14 protein-coding genes are annotated in these 13,828 nt (G+C 58.9%); 10 read left to right on the top strand and 4 right to left on the bottom strand.

The window, feature by feature from the left end; genetic code table 11:
* Positions 1-205 precede the first annotated feature (205 nt).
* Positions 206-733 carry a hypothetical protein gene (locus LJF34_RS22560; RefSeq protein ID WP_231188032.1) on the bottom strand — a complete coding sequence of 176 codons (528 nt, stop codon included), beginning with the start codon at positions 731-733 and terminating at the stop codon, positions 206-208.
* Between the two features lie 663 nt (positions 734-1,396).
* Here LJF34_RS22560 and LJF34_RS22565 point away from each other — a divergent pair.
* Positions 1,397-1,948 carry a hypothetical protein gene (locus LJF34_RS22565; protein WP_231188033.1) on the top strand — a complete coding sequence of 184 codons (552 nt, stop codon included), beginning with the start codon at positions 1,397-1,399 and terminating at the stop codon, positions 1,946-1,948.
* A 447-nt stretch (positions 1,949-2,395) separates the two neighbouring features.
* On the opposite strand, the gene LJF34_RS22570 is transcribed toward LJF34_RS22565, so the two are convergent.
* Positions 2,396-2,983 (bottom strand): hypothetical protein, encoded by a 588-nt coding sequence (locus LJF34_RS22570; protein ID WP_231188036.1) that lies wholly within the window; start codon positions 2,981-2,983, stop codon positions 2,396-2,398.
* A gap of 384 nt (positions 2,984-3,367) precedes the next feature.
* Here LJF34_RS22570 and LJF34_RS22575 point away from each other — a divergent pair, with 384 nt between their 5' ends.
* The 4 genes from LJF34_RS22575 (at position 3,368) to LJF34_RS22590 (ending at position 6,969) form a co-directional block, all read left to right on the top strand.
* Positions 3,368-3,907: a hypothetical protein gene (locus LJF34_RS22575; protein ID WP_231188037.1), complete on the top strand. Its 540-nt coding sequence runs from the start codon at positions 3,368-3,370 to the stop codon at positions 3,905-3,907.
* Positions 3,908-4,501: 594 nt separating this feature from the next.
* Positions 4,502-5,089 carry a hypothetical protein gene (locus tag LJF34_RS22580; protein ID WP_231188038.1) on the top strand — a complete coding sequence of 196 codons (588 nt, stop codon included), beginning with the start codon at positions 4,502-4,504 and terminating at the stop codon, positions 5,087-5,089.
* Between the two features lie 272 nt (positions 5,090-5,361).
* Complete coding sequence (locus LJF34_RS22585; protein ID WP_231188039.1) at positions 5,362-6,042, top strand: DUF192 domain-containing protein; 681 nt, start codon at positions 5,362-5,364, stop codon at positions 6,040-6,042.
* Positions 6,043-6,054: 12 nt separating this feature from the next.
* On the top strand, positions 6,055-6,969 hold the full coding sequence (locus LJF34_RS22590) for a DUF4097 domain-containing protein (protein WP_231188040.1): 915 nt from the start codon (positions 6,055-6,057) through the stop codon (positions 6,967-6,969).
* 77 nt (positions 6,970-7,046) lie between these two features.
* Here the strand turns inward: LJF34_RS22590 and LJF34_RS22595 are convergent, their stop codons facing one another.
* The gene (locus tag LJF34_RS22595; protein ID WP_231188041.1) at positions 7,047-7,772 is read right to left on the bottom strand and encodes a fumarylacetoacetate hydrolase family protein; all 726 of its coding nucleotides are present in this window, start codon (positions 7,770-7,772) and stop codon (positions 7,047-7,049) included.
* Positions 7,773-7,968: 196 nt separating this feature from the next.
* Between LJF34_RS22595 and LJF34_RS22600 the strand changes: the two genes are divergently transcribed.
* Both LJF34_RS22600 and LJF34_RS22605 read left to right on the top strand, forming a co-directional pair.
* Positions 7,969-8,142, top strand: coding sequence for a hypothetical protein (locus LJF34_RS22600; protein WP_231188042.1), 174 nt, complete (start codon positions 7,969-7,971; stop codon positions 8,140-8,142).
* 303 nt (positions 8,143-8,445) lie between these two features.
* Positions 8,446-9,951: a hypothetical protein gene (locus LJF34_RS22605; protein ID WP_231188043.1), complete on the top strand. Its 1,506-nt coding sequence runs from the start codon at positions 8,446-8,448 to the stop codon at positions 9,949-9,951.
* A 298-nt stretch (positions 9,952-10,249) separates the two neighbouring features.
* Here the strand turns inward: LJF34_RS22605 and LJF34_RS22610 are convergent, their stop codons facing one another.
* On the bottom strand, positions 10,250-11,299 hold the full coding sequence (locus LJF34_RS22610) for an LEA type 2 family protein (RefSeq protein ID WP_231188044.1): 1,050 nt from the start codon (positions 11,297-11,299) through the stop codon (positions 10,250-10,252).
* Between the two features lie 394 nt (positions 11,300-11,693).
* Here LJF34_RS22610 and LJF34_RS22615 point away from each other — a divergent pair, with 394 nt between their 5' ends.
* The 3 genes from LJF34_RS22615 (at position 11,694) to LJF34_RS22625 (ending at position 13,771) form a co-directional block, all read left to right on the top strand.
* Complete coding sequence (locus tag LJF34_RS22615) at positions 11,694-12,380, top strand: diphthine--ammonia ligase (protein ID WP_231188046.1); 687 nt, start codon at positions 11,694-11,696, stop codon at positions 12,378-12,380.
* Positions 12,381-12,492: 112 nt separating this feature from the next.
* On the top strand, positions 12,493-12,717 hold the full coding sequence (locus LJF34_RS22620) for a hypothetical protein (RefSeq protein WP_231188048.1): 225 nt from the start codon (positions 12,493-12,495) through the stop codon (positions 12,715-12,717).
* Positions 12,718-13,093: 376 nt separating this feature from the next.
* On the top strand, positions 13,094-13,771 hold the full coding sequence (locus tag LJF34_RS22625) for a bacterio-opsin activator domain-containing protein (protein ID WP_231188049.1): 678 nt from the start codon (positions 13,094-13,096) through the stop codon (positions 13,769-13,771).
* Positions 13,772-13,828 lie beyond the last annotated feature (57 nt).

Below are 13,828 nucleotides of genomic sequence, written 5' to 3' on the forward strand. Positions count from 1 at the left end.
CTCGGTCCAACAGGCGCACACTACCCGGTGCCATCACTCGGCTCTTCGCGATTGACCATCCCTACGTCACAACGAACTCTCCCTACGTCGCAACGAACTCTCTCGGTTCTCCGCTCGCTGTGGCTGGTACGAGAGCGGTTTCGCCGAGAAAAAATCAGTATGGTGAATAGAGCCGATTAAACGGCTCCACTCATTCGATGGTGATTTAGAGCAGGCCGCCGACCGTGACGTTCGCACCGATGTCGATGCCGCCGCTCGTGGCGTCGCCGCCCGTCGCGTCGCCGCTCGTGGCGTCACCGCTGGTGGCGCTCGCGTCACCGCTGGTGGCGCTCGCGTCGCCGGAGAAGCTCACGTCTTGACTGTTCGACTGTGACTGGTCGACGTCGGCGTCAGCGTCGCCGCTGGACGAGCCGTCGTCAGGGTTGTACCAGGATCCGGACATCGCTTTCTCGTCACTGCCGCCGGAATCCGACCCCGCTGCTGCCTCACCGGCTTGCGAGTTGTCCGAGGAGATGGAGTTTCCACTCTGAACGACGGACGCCGAAGCGTCGCCGCTGGTGGCGCTCGCATCACCGCTCGTCGCTGCGCCGCTCGTTGCACTTCCCCCGGTCGCGTCTCCGGTCGAAAGGGTCGCGTTTACGTCTGTTTGTGCCGCGCCTGTGCCTGCGAAACCGACTGTGAGGAGCGTCGCACACATCGCGAGTACGAGCATCCTGCTTGCTGCTTTGCGCATGTTGATATTCACCTCGATGAGCGGGTGTCACGATTCGGTGCATCACGGGTGCACCCAGCGACACCATCGCTGCCACGCTACCAGCAAAGTGAGTATAAACCCGTGCTATCGTTTTGGGATTTTTATCGACTCTAAATCGAAAACCGCTCAAACCCGGTGTTTAGCCTCGATACCGACGTTTTCTACAGACGTATTAACCGACGTTATCCTCGAACAACGAAACGCCATCGAACGGTTCAAAATCGCAACTGGTTCAGAACTGGTTAAAAAGGGATGATGCGGAAGTCGGGACCGGCGCCCGGCGTATCCGGACGACCGAGGGGGTGAAACTAGGACGCGTTAACGTCGATACGCCCACCGTATCCTCCCGAAACGGTCGGGCTACGACCGCGGACCGCTCGGACCGTATTGATCGCTCTACGAGGTCTCAACCGGCGATACCGTGGAGTAATCCGTAGACGGAAAAACGGTATTTCCCACAGATATCATCCCCTCGGCACGTATCCAAATCGATGGACTCCCCCCGAACGAGGGCGACAATAACCGGATACATGATCGATTAACGATTCAAACGGTGCTATCCGTTTATCCAAGGACGGCTGGTAGCGGAGCAGGCAATGGCGCTGAGCGGTACGTCAGCGGCCATTCACCGAAACGATTCACATGGTTCGAAAAATAGCACGGAGTGCGCTCGTAGTGATGATCTGCGCGACACTCCTCACGGTCGGTTTCGCAGGCACAGGCGCAGCACAGATAGACGTGGACGCGAACGCTTCCACCGGGGATGCGACCGGAGGAAGCGCAACGAGCGGTGACGCGACGAGCGGTGCGGCAAGCGCCACCAGCGGCAACGCTTCGGCGTCCGTCGAACAGAACGACAACGATATCTCGTTCACGAACGAGCAGACCGGAATCGCCGAAGCCTCCACCGGTGCTGACGGCGGCGACGACGGAGCCGCGAAGTCCTCCTGGTGGAACCACGATGGCGACGACGGTTCATCCAGCGGCGATGCTGACGCCGACGTCGACCAAACGCAAGAAAACAGCCAGAGCGTGAGCTTCACTGGCAATGCAAGTGCGACGAGCGGTGACGCGAGCGCCACCAGCGGCGACGCGACGAGCGGTAACGCGACGGGCGGCGACGCGACGAGCGGCGGCATCAGTGTTGACGCGAACGTCACGCTCGGCGGGTTTGTCGACGGTACGGTCCCGTAGACGGACATCTTTGCGACCGATGAGTACGCGGATTCTTTTTTGCCGTTCGACGACTTTCCACGAGTAGTTCGGACGACGGGGAGTAACTGACGCGTGTAACTGTACGCGTACCTGTTTGTGTGGCTGCACGAAGGACTCCACGATGGCGAGCCGAGGGATGAGCAACCCGTCTCACCCGACTGAGACATGTGAGCCGGCGAGTGCCACGCCATTCTACATCCGGCGGGCTTTCGGTATCGTGGACGCCCCGGACCTTCGATTCGACCGCTAGCCACGGATAGACGAATTGTCGGGCAATTGGCTACCGAGCGCTGTAAACCCCGGAGCTTCACGAACCGATGGCACGCCGTGTCTCCGACGAACGCGTGCGGGACGCAATTCTGCCGTCGAACATCCTCCCGACGCGTTCTGGCTGCTATTTCGGATGCCGTTCGGGCCGCGTTCGCATCACGTCGGCTTCGGCACGTCGAGCGTTTCCACCCGCACGGACCGCCGGTCATCGAGACGTGAGATACGACTGCCACACGTCGTTTGCGTTCCGTTACCACGCAGATACACGTCGAAGACCGAAGAGCAGCGGACTTTCCCGTACTTCTCGATGGAACTACCCTCGCCTTTCGACCGAGACCGGGTGGTGTAAAAGAGGGAACTTTGCCGGGGCAGTGTTGGGATGAGCAGCGTTATCCCTTCCCCGGAGGGGACGAGGTACTTCTTTCTCACGATCGTCGCGCCCGAGACGGGTTTCATCTCGACGATGGGTTCGTCGAGGACGGGTGGATCCTCGGAAAGCGGGGTCGGGTACCGAACGGTGGTCGTCGGGCCGCGATTCGGCGAAACGACTACCCTCTTCATTCCGCCCCGTACCATCGAAACGGATAGCTCGACCATCCCGTTCGTGTCGTTGTCGAAGAGCAGGCGACCCGCCGATTCCCGGTCGTTCTCCGTGTCGTCCACTCGATTGGAACCGACGGGGACCAGTCCCGTCGCGGCCGCGACGAACGTTCGCCTCGTTACGTTCGGCGTTGGTTCGTTCATCGTTTTGTCTCGAACTGTTGGAGAGCGGTGTCGCGTATTCGCTTCGGAGTGTTATTTCCACGGTGACTCACTAGTACGTACTGCTTTGGTTCAGGCGGTTTGGGAGTGAACGACCGAAGGGCCACGACGGAGCATCGATCGTCCGATCGGTCGAATGACTTGGGTGACTGTACTGTAAATTAAGCCCGACCACAGTGATCGTTGATGTGGGCTATATTTCGACGGGAGGCTTTAGTGCCGGGCAAAATCGATAACTGAACGTAAAACTGTAGTTCCGTTTTATATACTGCTCGCTGGTTATCGTGGCTGCGGCGGTACGTTGCTACACGTACAGGTGGTGTTTCACCTGAATCGGGTAGCAGCTCGTTCGCCGTATGACCAATCATGAAACGAAACGTGATCAGGAGCGCACTCGTACTCGCGATGTGTGCGACGCTTCTCACAGTCGGTTTCGCAGGTACAGGTGCGGCACAGGTTGATGCTGGCGTAAACGCCTCCGTCGGAAATGCGACCGGAGGAAGCGCAACGAGCGGTGACGCGACGAGCGGTGCGGCGAACGCAACGAGCGGTGACGCAACGGCGACTGTCGAACAGAACAACAACGATATCTCGTTCACGAACGAGCAGATCGGAATCGCCGAAGCCTCCACCGATGCTGACGGCGGCGACGACGGAGCCGCGAAGTCCTCCTGGTGGGGCCACCATGGCGACGACGGTTCGTCCAGCGGCGATGCTGACGCCGACGTCGACCAAACGCAAGAAAACACCCAAGACGTGAGCTTCATCGGCAACGCGACGGCCGAAAGCGGCGATGCGACCGCGGCGAGCGGCGACGCGACGAGCGGGAACGCGACGGGCGGCGATGCCACGAGCGGCGGTATCGACATCGGTGCGAACGTCACGTTCAACGAGCTGTTGGTGTAACGGACACGCGGAGTTCCGTAGCGAACAACTACCAATCCATTTTCGTGTCCCGCGACGCACGTCCTCACCGACGAACGCTCGTTCTACGGCCGTGACTACACCGAGAGGAGTTCCGCATGACTGCTCCTCACGTTGGCGGGAAACCGACGACTCGGCCGGTTCGATTTCGGTGAGTACGTCCCCTCGGAAGACTGCCATCCGGGGAGTACCGTCGTGAGCAGTGGTCATGTCGCGATTCGGTACTCGTTCGGCAGTTCGAGCAGAATCGAGTCTTTGGCGACGATGGCGCAAACGGGAACAATACCACGAAGCGTCCCGGTGCGGGATAACACGGGGCCATTGCATGTGAGAAATTAGCATGGCTATCGCGGAAGTCAAATAGAGTAGAGGCGACCAGTACGGATCGAAAGCGGACCCATCTGCGAGGTTCGTAAAGGGTAACATGTGAGATCGCAATATGACATATTATAGCGCCGTCCAGACGCTATAAACGATTCTTCGGGTTTATCTATCGACCACTGGTACACCGTTATCGCGGTTGTGACAATGAAAAATACTAATAAATTCAGAAGAGTGCTCATACTCTTCGTGTGTGTGACTGTCGTAGCAGCGGGTTCGATCGGTACGGCAGCGGCACAGATCGATGGCAATGCGACGGTCGGTGACGCAACCGGCGGAAACGGAACTAGCGGTGCCGCGACTAGCGGTGCCGCGAACGCCACCAGCGGCGATGCGACCGCGAGCGTGCAACAGAACAACAACACGATTTCATTCAGCAACTCTCAGGTCGGTGTCGCTTCGGCAACGACCGGAAGCGGTGACTCGATGGCCGACGATACCGACGGTGCGATGACCGACGACACCAGTGACTCGATGTCGGACGCCGGGACGTACGGTGCCGACTATCCGAGTTGGTGCGCGCCGCACGACGGCCACGACGGCCACGACGGCCACGACGGTCACGACGGTTCGTCCAGCGGCGATGCTGACGCCGACGTCGACCAAACGCAAGAAAACACCCAAGACGTGAGCTTCATCGGCAACGCGACGGCCGAAAGCGGCGATGCAACTGGGACGAGCGGTGACGCGACGAGCGGTGACGCGACAGGCGGCGACGCGACGAGCGGCGACATCGGTGTCGACGTGAACGCGACGGTCGACGGCATCGTTAACGACACCTGAATCCGCGCGATTCACGTGGGTCGTTTTTTTTTTAATTGCTGCCCCCGAGAGGTCACCGTGTCACGTCTACCGAACGGACAGGCCGCTCTTGAAGCACGGCGATTCCGTCGCTTTCGGTAGCCGGATCATCCGCGGGATCCGTACGGACCGACTACGACGGACGAGTGCGGTCGGGGAGACGCGGTGGGTGCCGTTACGCTCCATCGATCGCGCGAGGGGTGGTAGAAACTAACCCCAGTTTTTTTACGCTAGAGAGTAGTCCAGCCTGCAGCATGCGCAGGATACGTATCCTCTGTCTCATCGGGTGTCTGGTGGGGTTCGTCGTGGTTTCGGGCTGCATCGGAATCGGGTCAGAGGAGGGTGGGAAGACGAGTTCGGGGGAGGTCGCTCGACCGGCGACGTCGAGTGAAACCGGGGACGTAGCGACCGAACGAGCGACCTCGGTTTCGAGGGAGACGAACCAATCACAGGTCGCGGTGTCACGGACGTCGTCGTCGTCGTCCGGGAACGAGACGATTTCGGCGGCGTTCACGACTGGGTCCGAGCGAGTTCCGGTGACGTTGGAGGTCGCGAACTCGCCGAGCGAGTGGGAACACGGATTGATGCATCGACAGTCGCTCCCGCGCAATCACGGAATGGTGTTCGTGTTCGATAAGCCTCGGCCGGTCGCCGTCTGGATGAAAAACACGACGATACCGTTGGACATCATCTTCGTGCGGGCGAACGGGACGATAACGAACATCGAACACGCGAGTCCGGAGCCGAACGTGAACGACTCGGAGAAACGGAGATACTCCGCGGACGTTCCGGGGCGGTACTTCGTAGAAATGAACCGCGGGTTCGCCAATCGGACGGGACTGGAGCCGGGTGACAAGCTCGCGCTCGGTGAAAAACGGTTGACGACCGAGCGACGGGATGGCACGGACGGCTCGAACACCGATGGTAGCGGCTGACAAACTACAACCATGAACAGAAGACAATTTTCCGCGATATCGATGGCCAGCGTCGTCGGAATGCTCGGCGGATGCGTTTCGAACGCGATGAATAACGACGGGGGGAACGGCGAAACGAAACGAGCGAAGGGCGAGCGGGAGACCGGCGAAACGAAACGGGGGAACGTCGATAGGGGGACCGGCAAAGAGAAGCGAACGAAGGATCGGTCGTACGATGTGAGCACGGACACGGTGCTGGCGGTTCACAATCGAAACGGTCCGGTGAACGTACGACCCCACGACGGTTCGACGGTCGATATGCACGCCGAGATCCGGGCGAATTCGAACGAGTCCTTGCACGAAGTGTCCGTCACCGCGACGAACACCGAAAACGAACTTCGGATCGTCACCGAGTTCGACGAAGGGATCAGACACGATCAAGCGACCGTTTCCATGGACGTTCGCTGTCCGAGGAACCTCGTGACTGACGCCGTGACGACCACGAACGGTTCCATTGAGGCCACCAACCTCGTCGGGGACATCGAATACCGGAGCAGAAACGGGAATCTCGTGGTCGAAGACATCGAGGGTACCGTTTCGTTGACGACGAGCAACGGGAGTATCACCGCGAAGAACGTCGGCGGGATGGCGGGAGCCGAGACGTCGAACGGAACCATCGACATCGAAATCCCGTCCGTGCCGAACGACGTCACCGTCGAGAACTCGAACGGGGCTATCGACGCCGCCCTTGCGCCGGGGCTGAGCGTCGAACTCTCCGCCGAGACGTCGAACGGTCCCGTGACGGTTCACGATATCGACGTGAGTTCGGTGGAGAAATCCGAACACGGTTTTTCGGGGACTCTCAACGACGGACGGCATTCCCTCGTGTTCGAGACCAGCAACGGTTCCATCGACATCTCGTCGTTGAACGGTGACGGCGGGAACTGACGCGGTGGATAACGTCACCCCGTGACGTAGGTACGAGCCACTCTTCTACCGCCTCCCCTCACGAAGGGGAATCCCAACTACGGGAACGCTCCGTTGACGACGTCGTTCGTCAACGTTCCGATGCCATCGTAGGTGATGGTGACGGTTTGACCCGGTTCGATGACTCCGGGGTTCTCGGGACTGCCGAGTGCGATGCAATCTCCCGGACGGAGCGTAAACCGCTGCGAGAGGTGCGCGACCAGTTCGTACGGGTCGAAGAGCATCAGTTCCGTGTTCGATTCCTGCCGTTTCTCGTCGTCGACGTACGTTTCCATGTCGAGATTCGTCGGGTCGACGTCGGTTTCGATCCAAGGGCCGAGCGGGGCGGACCCGTCGAACGCTTTCCGCGCGGTGCGCCCGACCTGGTCGAGGGCGTCGACGTCGTTCATGATCGTGTACCCGCGAACCACCGACGGAACCGCCTCGGGCGAGAGATTCCGACAGCGTTCGTCGATGACGACGACCAGTTCTCCCGCGTAGGTGAGTTCGTCGGTCCAGGTCGGATACGGTATCGACCGCCCGTCCGCGAGAAGACTCGTCGCCGGTTTGATGAAGAAGTCGGGTTCCTCCGGTTGTTCGTAGTCCATCTGTTCGAGCGTCGTCGCGTAGTTCCGCCCGATGCAGTAGAGGGCGCTGGGGCGACAGGGCGGAAGCAATCGTCCGTCGATACCGACTTCGTAGACACCGTCATCGGTGTACAGAGTCCCGTTCTCGTATTCCCCGGAAACGGGACCGGTCGGAGTGAGCAGTCGTGCGAGTCGCATGAACAGAGGTATCATCATCTGTCGTAAAAATGTTGAGTACATCATCTCTCGATTGGAATCTCACCGGAGTTGAAGGGATACAGAAAACACGTGGAGGAGTACAGAAGACGCGTCGTCGTTCCCCGGGAACGGGCGTTCTCGGGCGGTAGCCATTTCAAACCACAGGCGTTATTTATACCCGACTCCGAGTCCAACCGTGACTACGTTTGATTCGTCTTTTGACGACGATCCAAAATTAGCGAGCAGTGGGTACCGAATTACCGTCGACGAGGGCCGCGAGTCGTTTTTTGCGATCTGCATCGAAGAACCGGGGAGCGAGACGGCGTGGATCATGTCGGACACCGTTCGAGCGCTGGATTCGATGCGGTAAACCGCCGGTTCGTCACGAACTTCGACGACAGTCGGTGAGCTACTGACCTGTCGAGGGCTACAAAAGTCCTCTCCCGATCGTAGAGCCCCCCTCGTTTCGACGACGTCGATTCGGAACCCTCCGTCCTTTCTTTTCGAAGCAACGAACGGGGTTGGTCCATGGTGTGATTACGTCTCGATTCCTCGGTAAAAATGGTTGTCTCGAACCATGATGTAACTAAAATTGGACATAAAGTCTTGAATTTATTTATTGGATGAACTATGGCCGAAAAATCTTAAACTGCAGCCTATGGGTATTCTCGTGATGGCTCCAGACCGACAAAACCGAACTGCCGCAAGTCGTCGCTCGTATCTCAAACTCGCCGGTGTTGCCGTCGGCTCGACCGCACTGGCCGGTACGGGCGTGGCCGCGTCGTCCGACCTCGAAGACCAGTACGGGACGGTGATCGACGTTACGGATGAAGACGCGGACCCGAACGGGAACGAATCGATTTCACCGATCATCGAGGAATTGGCGGCGAGCGATACGCTGTTGCGATTCCCGAGCGGGGAGTACTATATCGACAAACGGGTTCGCGTCACCGGCTGTAATAACTTCGGAATGGTCGGCGACGACGCGACCCTCGTCCCGGCCTCGTTCGACGAGTTCGACGACAGCGACGACTGGAATTATAAACTGTTCCAATTGGGTGTCGATTACGACCCCGTGACGGACCTCAGGGTGGAGAACTTCACGGTCGATATGAGCGGCGACGAAACCGGCGTTCGAGTCCTCGATGTGGCCGCTGACGACGGATTGGTCGTCCGAGACATCGACGTCACCGGCACGCACGACAGCGGTGCGTGGGGTCCCGGGCGATTCGTGATCACCGACCCCGACGGTACGGGTCTCGTCGAACGGTTCTCGGCCCCCGACGGCGCGGTTGCGACGGAGAACGCACCGGGCAGTAGGTTGGAATGGGGACCGACCGGAATACTGTGTAACAACAACGAAGGGACGATCACCTTCCGCGACTGTGTTCTCGGTTCGTTCCCGGACCACGGACTGTACGCGTCCAATGGCAACGGGTCCGTTCACGTCGAAGGTGGCCGTTTCCAGAACAGTCTGGGGGCGAACGTCCGAATCGGTGGTACCAACAGCACCGTCGAGGACGCGACGATAATCGTCGACGAGGAAGGTGGGTTCGACCGTGCCCAACAAGGGCTTCGCTACGATAACGGGGACTACGTCGTCGCGTCCAACGTCGAAATCCAATCGAGCGTTCCCAATAGCCCGGCCGTGTGGGTCGCGAAAAACGCCGAACGAAGCCATTTCAACAACGGCACCATCACGGTGCAAACCGAGGATGCGGTCCCCGCTATCATGGTTCGGCCGGGTTCGGGAAGGGCGTTCATCCAGCACTGTGACGTCACGCACGAGGCTGGCGGCGGTTCGGCCGTGAAGATCGGTGACGGTGAAGACGGCGTGAAGCTATTGGACACTACCATCACGGGGCAGGCAGAGACGAGCGGTACGTACGGCGCTATCTTCAACGAGCGCGATGACTCCCAGTTCCTCGGCCTCTCGGTCGACCACGGCGTCGACTCCGGTCGCCACGCGCTGATCAACAAGGCCGCAGACTGTACGATTCGTGGCGGCACGTACGTCTCCGAAAGTCACGCGCTCGTGGAGGGCGGCGACGGGACGCTGATAGAGGACGTCACCGCTCGCTCGCGAAGCGGAAAACCGGCCCTCCAAATCCTCGAAGACGCGGAGAACCTCACCCTCACGGACAACGATTTCGAAGGCAGTATCGAAGACGACCGGTGAAGTGAAACCACGGAAAAAGCACTTTCTCGGCCCGTAGCCCCCGTTATTTGAGCAGATCTGGATGGGATTTCAGTTAGCGAAAGCGCTCCCACGTGAGAACCGAGATACGCGACGATTCGTCGCGCTTGGACTCGTCGTATCGCTCTCGACGAGGGAAATGATACTCGTGCGGCCGATTTAGACGTATCGGGAAGCTCCGATAATCGTCGTGTCCTCTCTTTTCCTCTCCTCTCTATTTCCGAAATCGGCCGTTTGGGACCGACTGACGGGTTCGAGGTTCACCCGCCAAGCGGGCGGTTCATCCACACGTCGTTTTGGCCGTTTGATTGTCCTCGAAAATGGCGGTTTGCATGCTACATCGATAGGAGATTCCGTCCCCATCGGGAACACGAATCGGCTTTCCGACCCCGATCGGATCGACGACGAGCTGTGTGTGGACGGCGATCGTGGAACGTTCGCCGTTTTTGACGTGAGACCGAAACCAATCGTCCACTTTCTCGTTGTCCATCGTGACGGGAATGACGACTTCCCGGGTTTCCCCCGGACGCAGTAACGTCCGTTTGGACGCGTTCGCCGAAAGGACCCCACTCCCCGTACGGAACATCGTGTTTCCGTTCACGGAGGCTCGCATCCTGAGCCCGGTCGGATCGACGACGATGGGCACCGTCTTGCTCGGGTTGTGAATTCGGAACCGTACTGAGACGGTCGTCCGGTTTCCGGTCACGCGGCCCCACCTCGCGTGGGCATCCTGTATCTCCGCGCCGACAGTCACCTTCCGGTGGATGGAACCGGTATCGACACGCCGAGTACGAACGTATTCGCCTTCGGTTCGCTCGGCGGCATGCGAGATGGAATCGAGAATCGGCGTCCGATTTGCGAACTGGGTGTGTGACTCCGACGCTCGATACGACCAATCTCTGACCGGCGTGGTGACGCGTACGTTTCCGGACGCAGTCGCGTGAATCGTTTCGTCGGCCTCGATGAAATTCACCCACCAGCGCTTCAGGCGGTCGTTTTCTATGTACGTCGATTGCGTTTGCGTCGTATTGCCGCGCGGAAGTTCGACCGTCTCTCGCGACCCATCGGCTACCGTGACTCCGTTGAGGGAAAGCGAGTAGTCCACGTGAAGCGAATTGCCGGTCGTGACATCGACGGGATAGGGGTTGGTCGTCCAAAAGGTGGTGACGACCTCGGTTCGTTGATCGGTAACCGTTCCCCAGTCTCCGAAGTCCTGAACGCCAGCGGTGGGTTTCGGGACATCCTCGTTCGTGACTGCAAGATAGCCGCTCCCTGCCAGAACGAGCAGCACGATGACGCCACCCACGACGAGGTTCCTCATCCGTACCATAGGTGTTCAGTTCCGTTTGACTCGATAGTCGATGGGTTCGGCGACACTAATACAGAGGATATGCTCCAAAGGATATGATTTTACCGGCCTTTATTTAAAACCCGTTAGAAAAATTATAAATTCCCGAAGAACGAACACCGACGACCGCGAACGGACGGAAAACTGGGCCACCGTCGGGACGAGAGAAACGACGCGATGAGGGTATGGAACGCGGGACGGAGGTCGGAGATCGCGATGCCGTTACGGGTCGGATGTATCCGGTTAGTCAGCGTGACGACCGGTCGCACACTGTCGGACGATCCCATCGTATTGACCTCTTATACGCTCCGTTTCGTATTTTCGTGGATTCTACCATACACTCAATACGCACCGGAACTCCGTAGAACGTGTCCATATGACCCGTAGAAACACCGAACAGGCACCCATGGATATCAACGGTTCGCTCCCGACGGCGTTCTGTTCGTGGTCCGGCGGCAAGGATAGCTGTTTTGCGTGTTTTCGCGCGATGAAGGAGTACGATGTCGTCCAACTGGTACACATGGCGGTTCGTGACGACGCCCAGACGGGGTTCGACGCGGTCGATGAAATACTCGTGGCACAAGCCCGGTCGATGGGCATTCCCCTGATTCGGCGACGGGTCGACTGGGAGTCCTACGAACCGACCTATCGGGAAACGCTTTCGACCGTCGAATCCAACACCGGTGTCTTCGGGAACGTCACGGGTCCGGAACTACGTGCGTGGGTCGATGACCTCTGCGATGATCTCGACCTGACACCCGTCTATCCGCTCTGGGACGGGAACCCGATCGAACTCTATCGAAGCTTCATCGAACGTGGATTCGAGGCTCGAATCGTGAAAATCGACGCGGAACGCGTCGCGGACCGCTGGCTCGGAGCGCCGCTGGACGAGGAGTTCCTCGATTACCTCCTCGCGAACGATCTCCATCCGATGGGCGAGTTCGGCGAGTATCATACCGTTACGATCGACGGACCGCTATTCGAGACGCGGATTCCGATCCGAATCACCGGTCGAACGACCGACGATAGCGCGCTGATCGCAACCGTCGAACTCGACGACTGACCCGCGAACACGGGGTATCGTTACCGACTGGATTCGAGCGTTACGGACCCCGTCATCCGACCAGTGATCGTCGCCAGATGTTTCCCGGTAGAAGTGGTCTAGTGGACGTACGATGCACAACTCAGCGCCGGACCAGACCGAATGCCCGCAGTGTGGTACCCCGTACGACAAACTGACTATCGTCGAGGAGGGTGTGCGCTGGCGCGATCTCTTCCCCGGCACCGTTTTCGACTTTTTCAAATCGTATCAACGCCGGTGTACCGCTCGGATCGATGTTGAAAACGACTCCGAACTCCCGGAACGGAAACGGGCGATTTACTTCCATTCTGACCGTTGAGTCGTTCGGTCGTCGAACGCCCTCTCGTCGTGACCGCGCCGAGTGACGGCGGAAACCACCGATCGAAGCCGGACCCCCGTCAAAAATACCTTGCAGTGACAGTCACTATCGTCTTGTTCAGGGTCGTATTCTCGTTGGCCGATGGGGGATTTTATGCTCGTCTGTAAAGAGTGTGAGTGGTCGGCGGGAGATGATGGTACGGAAAAGCCGACGGTAAATCAGAATGCGATCGAGCATTTCTGTGAGACCGGGCATCCGATCACCGCCGTCGGTCCGGAAAAACGGTCGTCATAGGGACGATTATGGCACAGCAACAACCGTCTCTCGTCGACCATTGGCCAACGGATATAACGTTCGCTCTTCCCTGGGTGAGGGTATGACTGCAACGGTCGTCGAAGTCGGAATCCCCGCGACTGAATTCGCACTCAGTGACTCGTTATCCGCGATCGATGAACTGAGTTGCGAAGTCGAACGAGTCGTCGCTCACGACGACGATCGTATCATGCCCTTCGTCTGGATTACCGCCGATAAACCCCGTGATACGATCGAATCGACGATCGCGGATGACCCGTCGACCGAAGACGTCGAACTACTCGCCGATCTCGGAGACGAATGGCTCTATCAAATGGAGTGGATCAGTAAGGTCGAGTTGCTCGTTCGCGTCCTCGTAGAGGAGGACGGGACGATTCTGGCTGCGATGGGCAACGAACACGAGTGGAACCTTCGCATCGTCTTTCCCGAACGAGATGCCCTCTCGCGGACGTACCAATACTGCCAGGATCGGGAGATGACGTTGAACGTCATCAACATCTATCAGTTGGAGGACGGTCGAAAAGGTCGCTTCGGTCTCTCGGATGAGCAACAAGATACGTTGACGCTCGCGTACGATCAGGGCTACTATCAAATCCCTCGGAAAGCCGGCGCGACGGATCTCGCCGAGGAACTGGATATCTCCCACCAAGCCATCTCCGAACGGTTACGTCGCGGGCACGAAAGCCTCGTCGAAAACGCCCTCATTCTTGGAAAGGATGCGGATGATTCGAACGAGAACTGATCGGTTTGTGACGCTCGGCTCGCGAGGAGTTGCTCGAACGGATCGAAACGGTTCGAT

Origin of the sequence: Haladaptatus sp. DYF46 (assembly GCF_021083305.1) — an archaeon.
Taxonomy (GTDB): domain Archaea; phylum Halobacteriota; class Halobacteria; order Halobacteriales; family Haladaptataceae; genus Haladaptatus.